The sequence below is a fragment of the Paenibacillus sp. LS1 genome, from assembly GCF_026013365.1.
In the GTDB taxonomy this organism is placed as follows: domain Bacteria; phylum Bacillota; class Bacilli; order Paenibacillales; family Paenibacillaceae; genus Paenibacillus.
The window spans coordinates 1,201,209-1,220,347 of sequence record NZ_JAPDOE010000002.1 but is presented as its reverse complement, the minus strand read 5'-3'; the positions used below and the strand labels follow the sequence as shown (position 1 = coordinate 1,220,347).

The following is a 19,139-nucleotide window of genomic DNA, read 5'->3' as shown; positions in this document are numbered from 1 at the left end:
ATGGAACTTCCACCGTGGTTGCAACAAGCGATCCAGGCAAGGCTAGATGAAGTATCTGCCCGAATCGAGCATGACCCTGAATTGAGTCGTGTACGTGAGGAAAAGGACGAAGCGTTCGAAGGATTGTTTGCTGGCAAGGATATCGAGCAAACACCTGAATATGCTGAGTGGGAGAGCCGATACATTGTCAGCAAAGGCATAGAGAATGAACGGTTGTACATGCAAGGGCTAAGAGATGGCATTCAGCTGATAGTTTCCTTGCTGGGTCAGTCGATGCCGGAGGAGAACGATAAGAAGGCTCAATCAAATAACGCGAACCCATAAGTCAGGGGAAGCGGCCTTAATCTCTATCTAAATAAAACCAGCCGAAGCGTATAACTTACCGCTTCGGCTGGTTTTTTAACGCTCTACTTTTCCAAAATCCAAATCTTACTTAGCACTTACCGACTTAAACCAGTCATTCACTTCTTGCGTGATCTGATCTCCGCCATTGGATTTCCAGTTGGTTACGAATTGGTCAAAGGCATCGATTGGCAGATTGCCGTAGATGATTTTGTTGAAGGTTTCCATCTCGGACTGACGGAGCAGGTTCCATTTGGATACCATGGTTGGTGTTGCAGCGCCAGTGAAATAGTTTTGTTTACGGACGTCGATCTGGGACATAACGACTTTACCAGCATACCAGTTTTCCGGTTTGCGGAATTCGGCCATTTGTTTCTCGTAAGGTGTTTCAGGCTTCTCGCCGTTGGCCAGCTTCACGAGTGTTTTCATGTACAGATCCGGGATACGCGCTGGGCCGGTCAGGAAAGGGAATTCGTTGGAGAAGTCTTTGATCTTCTCTTTGTCACTGGTCGGTTGTCCATCAATGATATCCCAGTCGTAACCTTTGGCGAAGCCGTATTCATACTCACTGCCCGCAGCCGGGTTAGCCAGGTTATCGAGCATGTAGTTGTAGTACAGGAAGATGGCTTCAGGATGCTTCGCATCCTTGTTAATCATGATACTTGCGTTGACACCAGAGTTCTGCCACTTCGTACCGATCTTGCCGTCTGGGCCAGCTGGAACAGGGTAAGCTTTATACTTTGAGCCAGGTACGTTCTTCAGCAGGTCAGGTGCAGGCCAGTCCGGTACCCAGTTTGCTCCAGGCAGAATGCCCGCTTTGCCAGCTGTCCAGCTTTCAGCGGATTTACCTTCGTCCCACAGAGCGGAGTCAGCGTGGATATAACCTTTATCCATCCATTCAGCCAGCTTGGCAAGGGCTTGTTTGGCACCCGGGTTAACGGAGCCGTACTCGAGGTTGCCGTTTGCGTCTTTGTTCCATTGCTCCTCGATTGTGCCGTATGCACCGAACAACCAGTCGAGTTGACCCATCCAGGTGTTGGTGTTATTTTTCAGCGAGATTGCCAGCGGGAATACTTTGTCTGGAGACAGGCCGTCCGGGTTCTCGTTCTTGAATTTGTCCATGATGTTCTCAAGATCTGCGATGGTTTTCGGAGCTTCCAGGTTCAGCTTCTCCATCCAGTCCTCGCGGAGCCAGAGCAGTGTATCGTCGTTATCGGTGTACTCCATGATCGGCATGTTGTATTTCTTGCCGTCTTTGGTGAACGGATACCACAGTTCAGGATGTGCAGCTGCGTGATCTTTCAGGGTCTGACTCGCGTACTTGTCGAACAACTCATCGATGGCGATGAATTGACCGGAGTCGATCAGCTGATTAGTCAGTACCGCATTGGTGGGTACGGATACAAAATCAGGCAGCTTTTCGCCAGAGGCGATAGCCAGTTGCAGCTTTTGTCTGTATTGATCGTCATTGGCCGGATACCAGGTATCTTTATGCTTCATACCCAGCGTTTCGAGCATCCAACGATCGTGCACGTTATTTTCTTTGGTATCCCCTTGCACGTATTTCTTCGGCATCAATACCGAACTGAACTCGATGGGTGGGTCATATTTTCCTTTAGCAAAAGCAGCTTCTGCTTCAGCTGAGCCGACAGTTCCCGGCGTAGTATTGGTACCATTGTCACTGGCTGTCTCGCCACTGCCGCACGCAGTGATCGTGATGAGCGCGATAACCATGAGCAGTGACCACCATGTTTTTTTGAATTTGATCATTGTTCAATCCCCCTACGGTGTATGATCTTTACAACTGTAACTGTACCAATTTGGGTGGGAGGGCATCTATATGAGTTTGTTAGTTTCGATAGGACTCTATTAGTGAATGTTCCAATGAATGTTCAAATGAAGTTCAAAAAATTCGGTTTTCAGTACCGAGAAGATGGGATAAAGCTAGAAATGGAGTAGCGGAGCGTAGGAAAACTACGTGAGCAACTACAATGTTTCCAAAGGAAACATACTTCGTAAGCCTCCCGCTTATTTCGGCTGAATTCCATATTCGATGCTGATGATGCCGTGAGGCATCCTTCGTAATCAAAAGCGGATTTTTTGAACAACCTCTAAGATGTTATTTATGCTGGTCTCTGTATTCCTGCGGTGTAACGCCGAACTGGCGCTTGAACACTTTGATAAAATAAGCCGGGTCCATATAGCCAATCTCCATGCTGATTTCGTACACTTTTTTGGTGGTCGTGACCAGCTTGTGGCAGGCCCGATCCATGCGCAGGCGAGAGATATAGTCACTAATGCCTTCGCCCGTTTCGATCTTATAGATTTTGGACAGGTGGGTCGGGTGCAGATTAACATGGTCGGCCAGTACACGCAAAGACACATCCAGATGAAGGTTCTTATCTGTAAAATCCTGAATCTTCTTCACATACTCGGAACGGATGTCCTTGATCTCGTTGGACGTGCCTTCCTTGAGTTTGCTGAGCACACTGAGCGACCATTTACGCAGTTTGCTGATGGTAGCGAAAACTTCCCCACTTTGCAAATCCTCGACATCATTGCCCATTAAAGTGGTCAGAGTCAGTTTGTTCCGGTGGGCAATATTGGTGAATGAAGCCGTGATAAGAAAACCTGCCTCCATGCAGTGCTCCCATGATTCCGACCATTTTTCATCCAGCTCAGCGCAGACCGCGAGGATTTTCTCTTCGGCGGCATCCCACTGTCCGCTCTCTAGCAAACTAATGAAGGTGGGCGGGGTGTATAGTACATCCAAGGGGCCTTGCGCCGCAGGTGTCTCGACATCGCTGACACGCATGACAAATTCGCGTTCGTCTCCGACGATCTGCCGGAAATAGGCGGAAGCCTGACGGAAACGATCGTAAAGCTGATCCGGAAAGGTGAACCACTCGGTGATAACGATGGAGAGGGAGCCTTTCAGAAATTGCTTTACTTTGGATTGAAGCTGAATGGACAGCTTCTCCAGAATGGTTTCTTTACCAATATCACCTTTCCGTTCTTTCAACTGAAGTAAAAACACCAGATATCCGTGCTCCTCCTTGACGCCCCACACTTCCATAAACTCACCCATAATCTCTTCCGCCATGTTGATGATGGCATATTCGATGAGGGTCTGATCATTGCTGTCATAGTGTCCGAATTCTTCTTCCAAACGAACCAACATTAACGCGGCATCTCCGGTATGAAAGGGCAGAGCGTAATTAGCGAGCTTCCGATCCCATTCCGCAGCGGCGATTCGTTGTCCCTGTAAAGCCCCTAGGAGCAGTCGTCCCCGCAAATGGGGGAGATTCTCGCGCAACGTAAACTGCGTTCGTGTCAGTGAACTGACCAGTTCCCATTCATTGTTCAATTGATCGATGGCCTTCTGCACAGCACCCATTAATTCATCGTCAGTCGGGGGCTTCAGTAGATAGTCCACGGCTTCGAACTGGATGGCTTTTTTGGCGTAATCAAATTCGGAATACCCGGATAACAGAATACATTTAATTTTTTTGTCCCGGATGCGGATGCGTTCGATCAGTTCAATACCTGTCATTTCGGGCATCTGAATGTCCGAGATCACGATATCGATGGGGTGGGTGTCGATCATTTGTAGTGCTTCGTGTGCCGAGTATGCTTTATGCACATGTTCGATCCCCAGCGTGTGCCAGGGCTTGGTCATGGACAGGTTATCGACCCAGTGTGCTTCATCGTCTACGATCATCATTTGCATGTTGTAGTGTCTCCTTGGTGGTATATAAGTCTTAAAAGTTAAAATCAATGGATGCTTCTTGTGAACGAGGTCGCTACGGATTTGAAGGGTTCTTTCGATCGCTGTTCAAGCCCCATTTTCTGAATTGGAAGATTGGATGGTTAAAATGGTGCTTGAAAGGCGAACGCTTCGCTTCTCCAGAATCCCTTCAATCCTTCGCTTTGGTTCACGTAAAAGTCTAACCCTTTATTTTAAAATAAGCCCTATATAAAGGTTGAATTTGTAATAAAAGCGAAGCGCGTATGCTCCGATGCGGCATTCTTTCGAGATTGTTTTTCATGAGAACACTTCCGAACGCTTTGCTTCTTTAGGTTTTTTCTGTCCTCTGCGTTCACGTGTAAATGGTTCGTTCAAAATCAAATATCAACTTATCGTTCGTATCGATATCAATTCGTATCGGTATTTCCTTTATCGGAATTGGTATCCTCTTTCGGTATCTCCCAGATGATTTCGGTTCGGAATCCGCCTAGTGGGGATGGGCCGAAGAGGAGGTAGGAGTGACTGCCGAACAGGTGCGTGATTCGTTGGTGCGTATTCCAAAGGCCGCAGCCCATTTCTTCTTGTAAAGGTTCCTGCATCTTCAGGTTCAATGCCTCGTACTGTTCTGGGCTGAGGCCAGGACCATCGTCGTCGATGTATATTCTGCCAAAACCATTCAAGCGCTCCCCGGTAATTCGGATTTCCCCGGATGAATAGGACTTCGCCACGCCGTGAATTACGGAATTCTCAACCATCGGCTGAAGCATTAATCGTGGTACCGACTGGGAGAGCATATCCTCAGGGATATCGATGTGATACTCAATTCGACCATTGCGCAGCTTCTGGATATCCAGATAGTTGATCAGCAGTTTGATCTCTTCTTGTAGCGACGACGTCTCCCGTTCCATACGGGTGGTGTAGCGATAATACGCACTTAGGTTATGCGCCATGGAGACCACGGCTTGCTCGTCCTTCATCTGGGCCATGTTGATGATATAGCCAAGACAATTATATAGGAAATGCGGGTTGATCTGCGCCTGCAACTGCTTTAGCGTTGCTTCCCTGGCTCTAATTTTCTCATGAAACACATTCTCGATCAGATCCTGAATCTGATGGGACATATCGTTGAATCGGCGGAACAGGAATGAGAACTCATTCTGGTTTTTGCTATGCAGTCGGACAGAATAATCACCCTGCTCGACGCGGCGTAAGCCTTTGATCAGCTGTTTGATCGGATATTGCACATTTCGATACAGCAGGATTGAAGCAGAGATGCCCACCACGAGTAGTAAAATCATACAGGTGTAGAACAGATTTTGACTGAGCGAGATGGGTTTCAGAATCTGGTACAGCGGGATCACATCAACTAGATGCCAATCCAGATAGGTGGACTTCACGGAGCTAACCAGATAGTTCTTTCCGTTCAGTTCGACCACGTCCTGTGTGGTATCTTCTGGAGAATGCGTATCCAAGTACTGAATAAGTTCTGCGGATAACTGCTTGTCCGCGCTGCGATTCAGAATGGGTGAATTTCCTTTGTGATATAAGAAAGGATCGCCTTGTCCGCCCGCTTTATACGTATCCAGCATATTCTGAATGTTCTCATAGCTGAAGCTGGCTTCAATCACCAGATTACTTCCCGTGAGCATCCCCGGCTGTGCCAAGGAATCGGTATAGAACCAATAGAAGGATTGCAGTTTGTCTTTTGATTCCGTACCCTGGTCCCCATAGGTCCATTGTCCGCTCATATTTTTTTTCAAATACGCTTCATCATATCCTGTGGTTCGATTGTAGTTGGCGATGACATCCTTATTCTGCTGTGAATGCACTGCATATCGGGTGGGCCATATATCCGTAACGCCGGTTTGCAGCGTCATCTTCTCTTGTATCACATAACGGGTCTGCATCCGGTCATATCGATCATCCCACATGTTAAGGCCGTTGAATGCTCTGACATTGGGATCTCGAGAGAGAATGAGGCTGAAATCCATCATCTGATTGATTCGGGAGTCGATCTGACTGGACAGAAACGTGAGCTGTTTGGTGTTGGAGATCTGCAGTTCTTTGCTGACGACATCATAGGTGACGTTATTCGAGTAGGTGTACATGATCAGAATAGGGATGAATAAGACCACAATTAACAAGTTTATTTTGGCAAACAGACTGAATCGGGATCGAGTATTACCTTGAAAAGGCATGAAGCGCTTCCATATATGCATAAAAAGTCTCCTTCAAATTCGTGTGTAAACAATCTCTTCTGATGATACCCTAACAAAACACTATCAAGCCTAACAATGTTATATAGCAGACCTCAGAATGGCTTGATACTATTTATATCAGAGAACCCGATCACACACAAAAACTTTTTTTGGGAACAGGAGAAGCGCTATGGAGGCTAAATTGGAGGGTAAGCGGATCCCGCAGGCAAACGTTGGGAACAAGCTGGATAAAAAGAGAAAAAAACGCTACAAACAGCCATGGATTCTGCACTTCATGGTGTTGCCGGCGGCCATTATGGTCTTTATATTTTCATACATTCCGATGTCCGGGATTTTGATGGCATTTCAAGATTATAAACCTGCACTGGGATTTTTCAATTCCGAATGGGTAGGACTGAAGCACTTTAGGTACATGTGGGAAAATGATTATTTCCTGCAAATTACGTGGAACACGCTATTTTTTGCCTGTACGAAGATTGTCATGAATCTGATCATTCCGTTTGTCTTTGCCTTATTGCTTAACGAGGTACGGAAGATGGCGCTGAAAAGAACGATTCAGACGCTCGTGTATCTACCACACTTTCTGTCATGGGTAACGTTATCCGGTATCCTGATCGACATTCTGGCCCAGACGGGTATTGTCAATCAGTTCCTGGTCTCCGTATTCGGCATCAAGCCGATCTTCTTCCTGGGGGATGGCAGCTGGTTCCGATTCACGATTATTGCGAGTGATGTCTGGAAAGAGTTTGGATTCAACACAATTATCTTCCTCGCGGCACTGTCCGGCATTAACCCTGCACTCTATGAAGCGGCTGAAGTGGATGGGGCAGGACGCTGGAAGCAAACGATGTATATTACCATCCCGGCACTGATTCCCATTGGGATTGTAATCGCAACACTGGCACTGGGTAATGTACTCAACGCCAACTTTGACCAGATCTTTAACTTATATAGTCCATTGATTTACCAACAAGGAGATATTATCGATACGTTTGTGTATAGAGAAGGTCTGCTTAGTGGGCAGTTCAGTTTCGCTACCGCTGTGAATCTGTTCAAATCGGTCATCAGCCTGATCCTGATTGTGATCTCGTACCGACTGGCTTACCGATTCGCCGGATATCGAATTTTCTAGAAAGGATGACAACGAATGTATCATAAAACGATGCCTTACCGCATATTCAGCATATTCAACAATGTGTTCCTGACCATCCTTTCACTGCTTTGCTTGCTGCCTTTGTATCACTTGCTCATGGTATCACTTAGCGCATCCGCACCTGCAAATGCGGGTCTCGTAACGTTCTGGCCGATTGGATTTACACTGGAGGCATATGCGAAAACGTTCGCCAATACGAACTTCCTCTCCTCCTTATGGGTATCTGTGGAGCGGACGGTACTCGGTACTGGACTTGCGTTAATCGTTAATACGATTGCAGCCTATGCGCTCTCTAAAGAGACACGGGTGTTCCGCGCACGTAACATCTATCTGTGGTATTTTGTCATCACGATGCTGTTCAGCGGTGGCCTCATTCCGGGGTATATCCTGATTCTGAAGCTGGGACTGATGAACACATTGCTGGCCTTGATCCTGCCAGGATTGGTTGCAGTGTTTAATATCATCCTGTTGCTGAATTTCTTCCGTACCGTTCCGAAGGACCTGGAGGAAGCTGCATTTATCGATGGTGCAGGACATTTTCAGACGTTTATCAAAATCTATCTGCCTGTCTCCGTACCTGTTATTGCAACGGTTTCACTCTTCATGATGGTCGGGCATTGGAACGCATATTTTGACGGGATTATCTACATCCGTGATGCGGAAAAGCTGCCACTCGCGACATTCATGCAGACGATCATTGTGCAGGCTGACATGTCGAAGCTTGATCCAGAAGCGGTGAAGAACCTGTCCCAACGGACGATTCGTGCTTCGCAGATCTTTATCAGCGCACTGCCGATCCTGCTTGTGTACCCGTTCCTGCAACGGTACTTTGTTACGGGGATCGTAGTTGGAGCTGTTAAGGAGTAGTTGAATGTAGGGGTTAGAATAGTGTTTAAAAAAGAAGTCACTGAACTGGGGAAGGCCAGGGAGGTGGCTTCTTTTTGTTGTGTGAAGAAAGAAGTTGTTCATATGTAGTGTATTACCTCTATTTGAATAAAATGGTACGATAAGAAAAATAAAATGCAAGTATTATCCTGATTATTCCTATCGAGGAGTTGTACATAGTGAAAAAGATGATGATGTTTACACTTGCTATAACGTCATTAAGCTGCTCCATTACGACGCGGTTCAACCAGATGGATCAGGAAGTGGTTCACATTTTGGGCAATGTACTGTTGGAAGAGCCGGTAGATTTCTCAAAATTACACGAGTTCATAGCGGAAGCTGAATCAAATGTGGGAATCCGACCGGAGGACTTTACTCCCGTGCGAGATTATAATTCGTTTGATTTTGCACCTGCGAGAGAAAGTGTAGAAGCATACAAAAAAGCAAGTCGTGAGTTAATCGCTTATGTCGATACTGGAGACAAAGAGAGGTTGAAGTCGTTTTACGAAGAAAGAAAACAGGCACTTGAGTACTATGATTCTTACATCAATGTGTATGATCTTATTTTTAAAGCGAGTTTTACTAGTGCAGTAAGATAGGATCAGGGGAGAATTCGAAATAGTCGTTAAAAAGGATTACTTGGGATCAATTTATTCGTATAGTATACCGATCATTTGTGCAAATCACAGAGAAGAGGAAGTTGCGCATGAGAGAACTTGCACTAGATCAATATCATTTGGTGTTACCTCTGTTGGAGTCAATCCAGAATAAAGCGGTCTACGCACTTTCTGTTATCGATCAAACTCAACAAGGTAGAGTGTTTGTCAATGAAGAGGATACACCAACCTCTGTACTGATTACCAGCAACGGTGGCTTTTATGGTTTGGCCGGAGATGAAGAAGACGAGTTGTTTATCGCAGATGTTGTCCAGTTTATGAACGAAGAGTCGAACCATCATGGCTTTTTTGCTTTAGGTGTCTTTACAACAGCTTGGGCGAACAAGATCAATTTATATCACATACAGCATGCCAAAAAGATAACCCGCACATATTATTCGTTTAATCCAGAGAAATTTATGAAATCTTATAGTGAGTTAGAGGCAATGGTTCAAAAACCGTTTGAATATTTGTCATTGAATGCAGCCATAGCTCAGGAGTATAGGGACAAATTTTATCCCTACTATCAACTGGTGTGGTCATCTACCGAACAGTTCTGTGAACATGGGATCGGGCATTTTATCATGACAGATGATCAACTGATTAGCGTCTGTTCATCACCCTATGTTGGCGGAGGATATGCGGAGATTGATATCATTACCATTGAAGAATTCAAACGACAAGGATTAGCTTGCCAATTAGGCGTATTATTCAAAAGAATGCTTAGCCAAGAACCTCATTCCCAACTGGAGCTGTCATGCGGACAATCTGGCATCGAATGAACTGGCTCAGAAATTGGGATTTGAAAAGGTAGGGGAACATCCGATGTACTGGTACCATGTGTGATCGGTCTGATGAATCGAAGTGAAGGAGAGGAAGATCATGCACCTGTATGCTGTGAAGTATGGTGAATCGCAACTTAATGCCAGGTTCATTTTTCGGGATACCACCTCGGAGGAGTTAGTGCGCATCTCGTGGTCCTACTATATCGCTTTACATCAGGGAAAGACGATCTTATTCGATGTTGGATTCCGTAATTCTGTTACGGCGCAAACATGGGGAATTGAGCTTCAGGATGTGCACGAGGCAACGAAACAGCTCCTTCCGCAAAACAATGTAGATCTCATTTTTATTACTCATCATCATTTTGATCATATCGAGAATATTGATCTGTTTCCAACTGCGCAAATCGTCATTAGTGCGCCGGATTATCTTCATGCTATGGAAAGAGGCAGCATATGTGTACAGGAGAGACTTCGTCAACATCATGTGACGATTGTAGAAGATGAGTATATCTACGCGGATACATTCAGATTCAAGGTCATCGGAGGGCATACCGTCGGTTCTGCTGTCATTTATTTTGAAAACCAGCAACGGAAGTATGTCCTCACAGGAGATGAATGCTATCAATGCGTTAATCTGCTGAATCAGCGTCCCATCGGGATATATGAGAATGCAGTAAACAACGAATCGTTTCTCCATGATGCATTTCAAGAAGGCTATATCCCTTTGCCGTGCCATGATCTAGCGATCTTTGACACCTATCCTAGGTTTAATGAGCATATTGTTCAAATTTTATAATGGATATCCAGACGTAATGCCAATGAACGTGATATGTGTCTGACTGCGAAGTGATACTATGTAGAATGAAACGAAGCCCGTTGCCCGTATAGCCTCCATCCTGTTATAATTCCGATATATCTATCGTATTGGGGGTTATGACGTGGCAATATGGATGATGCCGGATTGCTCGTTCGCTAGAAAGCCTTACGCAAAGCCTGAATAGGGGCGGACTTTGTGTAGGGCGCGACAAAAATGAGATCGTTTGCCCTGGAATCAATATCAACATCATGGTTCATCCCGCAGGCTTTGCACCTTACTTTATTTTCCTAATAAAAATAAGGGGCTGAAAGCCATGCAAACAACATTTATTCAGAATCATCAATTCAATTATATTCAAAAACAAGCTGATTTCCTGCTCAAAACGCTACGCTCAGTTGTGGATCCCAAAGTATTGGAAACCGTCCGTTATACGGTCGGCACAAATGCGGTGAGCATCTTCGATGAACTCACTCCGGAGCAGAAGCATCTGCTGGAGCAGTTATCCACGTATGAGACGACACATGAATTGCAGACGTATCTGAACCGGCTGGAAGCATATCTGATTCCATATCCGCAAGTATCCGCGAAGCAGATTCAGAAGCTGTTTCCCAAGGTAAAGAAGCTCAAGGTGCCGGATCTGGAATCCATCGATTACGCGCGTACAACTTATCTGAGATGGACCGATATTGCTACCGATCGCTTGTTCATCGTGTATCCGTATGAAGGCAGATTCCTAGGGATTGAGGGGCGAATTACGGCGACGAACAAGAAGGGATACTGTATGTTCTGTCATCGCCATCAGGAGCTCGGATTCTTCAACGTGAAGACCAAGAGTTATACGCCAGACAATATTTCTTCTGTAGCCCAGTACGTTTGCATGGATAACACAGCTTGCAACCATAGCATTACGGATATCACCATGCTGGAGAGGTTTCTTCTCTCGACAGTAAAATAATGCAAGACACACAAGCAGGGTCGCTCTTCGGAGCGACCTTTTTGCCATGTTCAAGCGTAGTTGTTCCCTTACCGTAAACTGGATAGGTTACATACCATTATGGAGTCGGAATATCGTTGTTATAGTTCAGTCCCAAGTGATGCGCATGGTTCAGCAGTGCCTCATAATGCTCAGGCTTGGATTCCAACGTTTCATATAAAAACTCAACCCTTGATTGGGACACGCCACAGTAATCGGCAATACCCACATTGAGCAGATTGGCGATTGATTGCCCATAGTTGCGCTTATGCATCTGTTCTTCCGTCACGCCGGAAAGAGCGATCCACAATATCTGCTGATGAGGAAGTTTGTTCGTGCCATAGGCAAACCCGTTGTTCATGACACGATCCACATAACCTTTCAACATGGCTGGCAGATGCCACCACCAAAGAGGAAACACAAAAGCCACAGAGTCGTGCTTCTTCAATCGCGCCATCTCCGTTTCAACCTCAGGCGAGAACACCTGATTTTCTTGGGTATAGTCTGGTTCATCCATCTCTCGGAGAATTGGGTCGAAGCCAATCCCATGCAAATCCAATATCTCATAACCGTGACCAGCCTCAGTAAGACCCTGTGCAAAACGTTGAGCTACCTGAAAGGTCAAGGAGTCTTTTCTTGGGTGGGATACTACAACGAGTACGTTCATCTTATCTTTCACTACCTTTCTGGATTGCGGTCTTGTAGCCATAAATCAATGGCTGATGCTATTATAAACAAGTATGAAAACATCTGGAAGTACGCACTTTGATGTTCTATAGGAAGAATGAAGTGCCATAGGAACATTAAAGTACCCTAAATGAATGCCTCGAAATGAGCTTAATAATATAAAGAAGAACAGCAAAAAGTTTATATTCTCACTTGGGATACAGCCTGATTATGGAGGGGTTCAAAAATGACGGAACACGGAGAAACAAGCACTCCAAAGAAATATAAAGTTGGGGTAGAAGCGGCCTTGGAAGTGATGGGCGGGAAGTGGAAGCCTTTGATTATTTATCATTTAATGACCGGACGTAAACGCACATCGGAGCTTCGAAGATTGATACCGGACATTACGCAAAAGATGCTGACAACGCAGCTCAGAGGTCTGGAAAAGGACGAGATCATACAGCGCAAGGTATATTCGGAGGTGCCTCCCAAAGTGGAATATGAGTTGACGGACTACGGCTGGGGACTCAAGCCCGCGCTGGACCATTTATGTTATTGGGGAGAAGAGCATCTGGATAAAATCCACGGGGATAAGTTTAAAGTATTGGAGGACTTCGATTCTGAAGAGAAGGGGGCGAGAAATTGAATGGTACAGAGCACGTGAAACAGGCAGTTCCCATTCGTTGTGAAGGCGTGGCTGTAGTTCTGTTGAAGAAGAGCCTCGATCAATACCTTGTACTTATGCTGAAGCGGGCTGGTCGTATGTTGCATAATGAGTGGTGTTATGTTGGCGGCGGGATAGAGAAGGGCGAGAAGGCATGGGAAGCAGCATTGAGAGAAGTCCAAGAGGAAACAGGTATTACGGAAGTCCGTTTGTATTCTGCCAATCAATTCGAACAATATTATTCACCCTTGGAGGAGTATATCTATATTGCTCCCGTATTCGTAGGATATGTGGACGAAGGCCAGCCTGTCCGGTTAAATCATGAACATACCGAGTACCAATGGATGACGTTTGACGAAGCCAAAGAAAACGCGGCATTACCCGGAATTGATGATATTTTGGATTTTGTTGAAAAGCATTTTGCCAGAAAAGCCCCTTCCGAATGGCTTTGGATTGATGGAGAGAATGATTAGGAGGTGGAACTCATCACATACAAGACGATCTATCCAAGAGCATGGTGGAGCCTACTATGTATGTTGGTCATTGAAGCTATACTTTTCAGGGATGGTATTTACGATGAAAATGGTATTCTGAAGTACTCTCTGATCGTTATATTGACCTTTATTCTGGGTTATATCGTTTTCCTGATCTGGCGTTTATTTTTCACTAAACCCAGTATTACGCTGGAAGGTGATCATGTGATTTCTACCAAACATCAGAGATATGATGCATCTCAGATTGAGTGTATTTATATGAATTACAGACGGATTGGCATCAAACTTTATGGTAAACGGTTAGTGCGGATGGATCTATGTTTTTATTTTCAACGAGGTCAGGAGTCCGCAGGCATAGAAGCTGTGCATGAATGGGCGGCGCGAAACGACAAAGCAATCAAACACAAATTTTTTCAAACCTTGGCGTAGACCAGTACGTCTGTTAAATATAAGGAATCGTTGAGGCTGAAGATTTTGGAGGAGTAGCGATGAAAACAATAGAGCAGTTTCTAACGAGCGATTGGTATAAACATGTAACAGCTGAAATCGTTCAGCTTAAACCTCAGGTCCAATTTGTCGAGCATGCCAGTTATGAAGCATCGTGGCTGATGGATTCATTTAAAGAACGAAAATATGTGTTGGAGGGCTTTGGCGTCTCGGCTCCAACCGAAGAAGAGTGTATGCAGTGGATCATGGAGCAGATGGCTGGAGACAAGGCTAACATCATGTCCTATATTGTGGCTCGCTTAACATTTAGTGAGCACTTGAAAGATGACCCGGACGGAGAATTTCCGGAAGGCGAGGAGCCTGATGAAGGAGATCGATCTGAAGTGGTCGAGGTGCTAGGCTTTACGAGATCTGTTATCGCTAACACGATCATTGAATATGATTTTGTCAAAAATCATCCTAAGCAATTAACAGCTTATTTTAAACGCACACGAATTCCAGGTGCAGCTAAATTCTCGTCACAAATTAAAAAGCTCTACGCTTCAATAACAAAGTAGATTTCAGGAGAGATGCATATGAGATATCTAACGAAAGAATGGTATGAGTTGTGTCAGCAGACACATCTTCATTTTGGTTTAAGAGTACATAACGGAGCTTACGAGTTCGATGAAAATCTATTTTTAAGGCTGTATAAAAGAAAGGAAAAAGCGCATGTGAAAGAGGAACGCGGAATGTATGATCTGGACCCACGTTTCATGCTGGAGCATGATGGTCAAGTGCTCACTCGCGTAGACAAAGCTTTCGGTGAGGAAGAAGTGACTGAAGAGGATCAGATCGTTTACCACATGCCTCCGGAAGAACGAGCGCATATCGAGAAACTCATTGCAGAATATGATATACGCCCTCCTTTTGATGAGAAGAAATGCAAGGAAGAGTACAAAGAATCGATGGAGTGGAATTTTCAATACAAGGCGGAGAATTTGCCACAGGAAATCGTTGAACAAATTGCGGATATTCGTGTGTTTACGTTGGATTATTGCACGAGAGAGATTTTACAGCAATTAAAGAAACAGAGTGCGGAGAATAGGAGACAGCTGGATCACGTATCGAAAGAATTTAGAGAAGTGATGATGGTACAGGATATCCCCGATGAAATTCGTAGCCGGGTTCAATTTCATGATTGTACAGTGACGGAACTGTTGACAGGGGATGAAGTTGTCATTCGTTTTGACACCCGTGGGGGATTCACCAATATAAATAAACTCACGCTCGTTGCGCCGGAAATCCTTAAGCAAGATGGGGGAATTGTAGGCAGTTACTGGCTGTATCAAGAGCTGTATCGGATCGAAAACGGATATGAACTTCATGTTCTATTTGATGGAGAGAATATGCCTGAATTGATTGTTCGCTGTGCAGACATTCTTGCAGAAGAGGAGTAGGGTGCAGTGATGCTAAGCAAGAGTCGTCAACTTGGTAAAATAAGTGTACATCACGAACTCTACCGAAAAAGTGACGACTCTGATGAGAAAGTTAAATGTACAATCCGGTGTATCTTGCAATCGGTTCGAAGCATGCAGAACACGTATCATCGTTTCGAGAGTATATTAATCCCGTCATCCAATTGTCCTGATAATGAGAGAACATCATAGTAGATCCACTTGTCCGAATCCATGGTTTGCACTTGACCTTGACGGACAGCGGACAATTGCCTCCACACAGGGTTGTGCTGCAGTTGCTTATAGGTTAGGGCAGCTTCGGCCCCATATACAATGACAAATATCCGGTCTGCTTCATATTGCCAGAGCTGTTCCACCTCTACTTTTCTACCATACTGGTTAGGGTGTTCTACAAGCAAATGTTGAACAAGTGGCGGTGGCTGCAAGCCGAAGGAACGGTACATGACCTCGCCCGCATTCCGGTCTCCCAGCACATAGATTTCTGAACCTTCAATCAGGAGCAGGCCAACGGTCTCATCATTACTTACATAACTTTTGATTCGCTGATGTGCCACCTCACGCTTCAGTTCGTAATCGTCAATCCAGCTCTTTGCTTGTTTCTCCATCCCAAATACATCACCAATGGCTTGTAAATGTTCCGTGGCGTGGAGATCCATCCAAGGGATCGTCACGATGGGAGCGATATGCTCCAGTTGTTGTTGTGTTTCTTGGTCTAGCGTGTCACAACTGATAATAAGGTCCGGTTTCAGAGCTTTCATTCTGTCATAATAAAAGATCGATTTGTCTCCAATGTTCGTAATGTTCTGTCCTAAACGCCCAGCATAATAACCCAAATGATAGGCAGGTGCGCCAATCGGTTTGATGCCAAGTGCCAGCAGCGCACATACATAACTCATCGACATGATTTTGTACTGTTTCGTGTTCACATATACTCGCGGCGGGACGCCTGTGATCTGCTTAAAACGACGGTTAAAATAATAACTGTCCCGATAACCGACCTGTTCTGCAATTTCAGCAAGCGGTTGTCTGGAAACGATCAGCAGTTCCTTTGCCCTGCGTATACGAAGCGTTGATATATATTCATGAGGCGTTACGCCAGTGATTTGTTTGAACAAATGAATAAATTGCTTGATACCAATCCCGGCCTGTTCAGCCAATTGTTTTGTACTAATCTCTTCATTGAAATGGTCTTTCAAAAATAAAACACTTTGTTCCACCGCTTGCAAAGATGTCACGGTTTCGGATTTAATTATATTTTGCGTAAGCAATGTGTGCATCCATTTCTGGAAACGGAAATGGTAGCTTAGTTGTTCTTCTTCGCTCTCAGGATGCTTCAGGGCAATTAGCTTGCGTAGCACTGCAAGTGTACGAACAAAAGGATCGATGGTCATTTTGTTATTCGCGAAAGGATGCCGCATGCCGTCGTCAGACTGAGCAGAAATGATGTCAAAGGTCACGTTAAAATAATGCAAGTTCTCCTTTTCTTCAACAGCTGAAGTGATGATGAGCTTAGCGCCAGGAGAGACCGCATAACAATTGCCAGTGATAGCAGGGTAACAACTGTCGTCTATATGTATGCTGCCTGAGCCTTCAGATACAACAATCAGCCTGTAACTCAGACTAACGTCGGGAAGTGGCTGATGCGTAGTGTTAATTGTTACGGATTCAATATCAACAAACCTAAAGAAATAGGAATGAAAGGCAGTAGGAGGGTGAGGGGAGTTCCTATGCTCAGTACGTTTGTTCATGAAGTCACAGATTCCTCCTGCATACAATGAGAATTATTATCATTATATTAAATGACAAAGAAGAAGCTAGTCAACCATGAGGTGAACTAGCTTCTTCTTTGTCATTGTTTATTAGTCAGGAATGATCGCCTTCATGACATCTTGCATTTTTTTCTCATAAGCGAGTGGACCATTCGTGATCCATACATCACCACGGACTTCATAGACATGACCTTGTTTAACCGCAGGGATCGTCTTCCATAACTTGCTTTCTTTAAGCTCTGTAGCCTGTTCTTCTCGTCCTTCATCTACAGCGAGGAAAATATAGTCTGCATCGATCTGTGGAATAGTTTCCATCGAGATGGCTTGGATATCCATATCCTCTCCCCATGCCAACTTGCGTACAATCGGAGCAGGCTCCAATCCAAAGTCGCCATATAATGCTGTGCCTACCTGACCTCCGGGACCTCCATATAATCGCATTTCTTTACTGGCATGAATGCGAATCATAGCGGCTGTTTTTCCTTTAGCGGCGACCTGTAATTGCTCTTTGGCAAGCTTCGTTTCTGCTTCGCGCTTCTTGATTACGTCTTGTGCTTGTTCTGTCTTTCCGAGTAGATCAGCTACAGTAAGCAGGTTCTTTTTCCAGTTCTGCGGGTACTGAATTTCGCTGCCTGTAAATACATAGGTGGGAGCGATTTTAGATAATTTCTCGTACGTGCCGCCATCTGCCCAACCTTGGAAGCCCAGAATAATGAGATCTGGCTGTGCCGCCATGATTGCTTCAAAGTTAAATGCAGCTGTGTCGAACTGCGGTACATCTTTTAAATAATCCTCAAGATAGGTCTGGTAATAGGTCCCGCTTGAGTATTGCATGATTGGTTTAACACCAAGGGCACTCATCTCGTCTTCGACGAATAATCCAAGAACGCGCTGAGGCTCGGCAGGTACCTCAATTTTTCCAAGGATATGCTCCACAGTACGCGGCTCTATAGATGTATCTTTAGAAGATACAGGTGTTTGTCCTGTCTGTACCGCCCCAGCCTCCTCCTTCACAGTTCCCCCGCCGCATGCAGTAAGTACGAAGATAAGCACAAAGATCATGCTAATTATAGAAAAGCCTTTTTTAGTAAATGTCATTCATCTGCCACTCCTTCTACTGATACCTATTCTCATTTAGGTGCTTTGCTTATCTTAAGTAGCAGGACTGATTAATTCAATGGACTTTTGAGTGAAAATGACCCTTTTTCGAAATATGTCTTAAATGTACATTTAACAAGAGCGGTTCCGTTAATGAATTAAAGAGGATATTTCCTTTATTTTAATTTCAATAAAATGGTACTATTAACCAATGTTCGTTGTGCTGACATTCTCATAGAGGAAGACTGAGAGAGCTTAAGAGGCAAAATAGGAGGGAATGTAGTGAAGATTAGCACCTTAGAAACCAAATTAGCTTCAAGATACAATGAGTTCGATCCTGAACAGGATGGGAATAAAAATACGAAATTTGCTGACATCATTATTGATGGTACATCGCTTTATCAAAGGCTTCTTATTGATTATTTTTTACTTAAGAAACCCCATGAATCCATGTATTATAGATATCCCATTTTAGTGTGTCCTTGGTGTGGGGATGAAGAGTGTGGATATATTTCTGTAAAGATTGATAGAGAAGGTGATGTTGTGATCTGGAGAGACTTCTTATTGAATGAGAAGAAATTACAGGTAGGCCCGTTTTATTTTGATTGGGAAAATTATAAACAGGCCATTGAACATACGTTTGGTACGGCGGGAATTCAGTAAGATAAAAGGAGGATGAAGGAAATAGAGATGGAATGGACCACCAGTACCTTTGGTTATTTATCTATTCCCGTATTTGTCGTAGGCATTGCGTGTTACTTCTTTCCTGATTTTCTATACAAAATATTTGTTCTGATGAGATATCGAGGAATTAAACCGAATTACGAGTTTGAAGATAATCCACCTAATAGTGATATCCCTAAACATATAGAAGTGATCTTAAAAGTGCTAGGAAGCATTATGGTTACACTAGGGATCATATGGTTTTGGTTTTCGGAAGAGTTTTACTATTTATTATTTTGACAG

21 protein-coding genes are annotated in these 19,139 nt (G+C 44.6%); 15 read left to right on the top strand and 6 right to left on the bottom strand.

Features of this window, described 5'->3' with window-relative positions:
- On the top strand, nucleotides 1-324 hold the full coding sequence (locus tag OM416_RS14935; RefSeq protein WP_264930484.1) for a hypothetical protein: 324 nt from the start codon (nucleotides 1-3) through the stop codon (nucleotides 322-324).
- 105 nt (nucleotides 325-429) lie between these two features.
- Here OM416_RS14935 and OM416_RS14930 read toward each other — a convergent pair whose 3' ends face one another.
- The 3 genes from OM416_RS14930 to OM416_RS14920 all read right to left on the bottom strand — a co-directional run bounded on the left by OM416_RS14930 (nucleotide 430) and on the right by OM416_RS14920 (nucleotide 6,309).
- Entirely contained in the window at nucleotides 430-2,112 is a 1,683-nt protein-coding gene (locus OM416_RS14930; protein ID WP_264930482.1) for an ABC transporter substrate-binding protein, read from the bottom strand.
- Nucleotides 2,113-2,461: 349 nt separating this feature from the next.
- Nucleotides 2,462-4,072 carry a response regulator transcription factor gene (locus OM416_RS14925; RefSeq protein WP_264930480.1) on the bottom strand — a complete coding sequence of 537 codons (1,611 nt, stop codon included), beginning with the start codon at nucleotides 4,070-4,072 and terminating at the stop codon, nucleotides 2,462-2,464.
- Between the two features lie 425 nt (nucleotides 4,073-4,497).
- Nucleotides 4,498-6,309, bottom strand: coding sequence for a sensor histidine kinase (locus OM416_RS14920; protein WP_264930478.1), 1,812 nt, complete (start codon nucleotides 6,307-6,309; stop codon nucleotides 4,498-4,500).
- A 169-nt stretch (nucleotides 6,310-6,478) separates the two neighbouring features.
- On the opposite strand from OM416_RS14920, the gene OM416_RS14915 reads away from it, so the two are divergent.
- The 7 genes from OM416_RS14915 (at nucleotide 6,479) to OM416_RS14890 (ending at nucleotide 11,560) form a co-directional block, all read left to right on the top strand.
- Nucleotides 6,479-7,441, top strand: coding sequence for an ABC transporter permease (locus OM416_RS14915; protein ID WP_370739087.1), 963 nt, complete (start codon nucleotides 6,479-6,481; stop codon nucleotides 7,439-7,441).
- Between the two features lie 15 nt (nucleotides 7,442-7,456).
- Nucleotides 7,457-8,329 (top strand): carbohydrate ABC transporter permease, encoded by an 873-nt coding sequence (locus OM416_RS14910; protein WP_264930476.1) that lies wholly within the window; start codon nucleotides 7,457-7,459, stop codon nucleotides 8,327-8,329.
- A 197-nt stretch (nucleotides 8,330-8,526) separates the two neighbouring features.
- Nucleotides 8,527-8,946, top strand: a complete 420-nt coding sequence (locus tag OM416_RS14905; protein ID WP_264930474.1) for a hypothetical protein — start codon at nucleotides 8,527-8,529, stop codon at nucleotides 8,944-8,946.
- 107 nt (nucleotides 8,947-9,053) lie between these two features.
- The gene (locus OM416_RS14900; RefSeq protein WP_264930472.1) at nucleotides 9,054-9,785 is read left to right on the top strand and encodes a GNAT family N-acetyltransferase; all 732 of its coding nucleotides are present in this window, start codon (nucleotides 9,054-9,056) and stop codon (nucleotides 9,783-9,785) included.
- Nucleotides 9,742-9,849: a hypothetical protein gene (locus OM416_RS31915; RefSeq protein WP_413775793.1), complete on the top strand. Its 108-nt coding sequence runs from the start codon at nucleotides 9,742-9,744 to the stop codon at nucleotides 9,847-9,849. The genes OM416_RS14900 and OM416_RS31915 overlap by 44 nt, the downstream gene beginning before the upstream one ends.
- A gap of 36 nt (nucleotides 9,850-9,885) precedes the next feature.
- Nucleotides 9,886-10,584 carry an MBL fold metallo-hydrolase gene (locus OM416_RS14895; protein ID WP_264930470.1) on the top strand — a complete coding sequence of 233 codons (699 nt, stop codon included), beginning with the start codon at nucleotides 9,886-9,888 and terminating at the stop codon, nucleotides 10,582-10,584.
- 334 nt (nucleotides 10,585-10,918) lie between these two features.
- Nucleotides 10,919-11,560, top strand: a complete 642-nt coding sequence (locus OM416_RS14890) for a FusB/FusC family EF-G-binding protein (RefSeq protein ID WP_264930469.1) — start codon at nucleotides 10,919-10,921, stop codon at nucleotides 11,558-11,560.
- A gap of 97 nt (nucleotides 11,561-11,657) precedes the next feature.
- Here the strand turns inward: OM416_RS14890 and OM416_RS14885 are convergent, their stop codons facing one another.
- Complete coding sequence (locus OM416_RS14885; protein WP_264930761.1) at nucleotides 11,658-12,245, bottom strand: NAD(P)H oxidoreductase; 588 nt, start codon at nucleotides 12,243-12,245, stop codon at nucleotides 11,658-11,660.
- Nucleotides 12,246-12,491: 246 nt separating this feature from the next.
- On the opposite strand from OM416_RS14885, the gene OM416_RS14880 reads away from it, so the two are divergent.
- From OM416_RS14880 to OM416_RS14860, 5 genes are read left to right on the top strand one after another with little or no spacing between them, the layout of a single operon-like run.
- Nucleotides 12,492-12,890, top strand: coding sequence for a winged helix-turn-helix transcriptional regulator (locus tag OM416_RS14880; protein WP_264930467.1), 399 nt, complete (start codon nucleotides 12,492-12,494; stop codon nucleotides 12,888-12,890).
- Entirely contained in the window at nucleotides 12,887-13,381 is a 495-nt protein-coding gene (locus OM416_RS14875; protein WP_264930465.1) for an NUDIX hydrolase, read from the top strand. The genes OM416_RS14880 and OM416_RS14875 overlap by 4 nt, the downstream gene beginning before the upstream one ends.
- Nucleotides 13,382-13,441: 60 nt before the next feature.
- Nucleotides 13,442-13,831 carry a hypothetical protein gene (locus OM416_RS14870; RefSeq protein ID WP_264930463.1) on the top strand — a complete coding sequence of 130 codons (390 nt, stop codon included), beginning with the start codon at nucleotides 13,442-13,444 and terminating at the stop codon, nucleotides 13,829-13,831.
- Nucleotides 13,832-13,890: 59 nt separating this feature from the next.
- Nucleotides 13,891-14,406, top strand: a complete 516-nt coding sequence (locus OM416_RS14865) for a hypothetical protein (RefSeq protein WP_264930461.1) — start codon at nucleotides 13,891-13,893, stop codon at nucleotides 14,404-14,406.
- 18 nt (nucleotides 14,407-14,424) lie between these two features.
- Nucleotides 14,425-15,288 (top strand): DUF4085 domain-containing protein, encoded by an 864-nt coding sequence (locus tag OM416_RS14860; RefSeq protein WP_264930459.1) that lies wholly within the window; start codon nucleotides 14,425-14,427, stop codon nucleotides 15,286-15,288.
- A gap of 146 nt (nucleotides 15,289-15,434) precedes the next feature.
- Here OM416_RS14860 and OM416_RS14855 read toward each other — a convergent pair whose 3' ends face one another.
- Complete coding sequence (locus OM416_RS14855) at nucleotides 15,435-17,054, bottom strand: AraC family transcriptional regulator (RefSeq protein WP_264930457.1); 1,620 nt, start codon at nucleotides 17,052-17,054, stop codon at nucleotides 15,435-15,437.
- 111 nt (nucleotides 17,055-17,165) lie between these two features.
- On the bottom strand, nucleotides 17,166-18,173 hold the full coding sequence (locus OM416_RS14850) for an ABC transporter substrate-binding protein (RefSeq protein WP_264930455.1): 1,008 nt from the start codon (nucleotides 18,171-18,173) through the stop codon (nucleotides 17,166-17,168).
- A 282-nt stretch (nucleotides 18,174-18,455) separates the two neighbouring features.
- Here OM416_RS14850 and OM416_RS14845 point away from each other — a divergent pair, with 282 nt between their 5' ends.
- Both OM416_RS14845 and OM416_RS14840 read left to right on the top strand, forming a co-directional pair.
- A complete protein-coding gene (locus OM416_RS14845; protein ID WP_264930453.1) occupies nucleotides 18,456-18,836 on the top strand; it encodes an oxidoreductase in 381 nt (126 codons plus the stop codon).
- A gap of 12 nt (nucleotides 18,837-18,848) precedes the next feature.
- Entirely contained in the window at nucleotides 18,849-19,136 is a 288-nt protein-coding gene (locus tag OM416_RS14840; RefSeq protein WP_264930450.1) for a hypothetical protein, read from the top strand.
- Nucleotides 19,137-19,139: the final 3 nt, after the last annotated feature.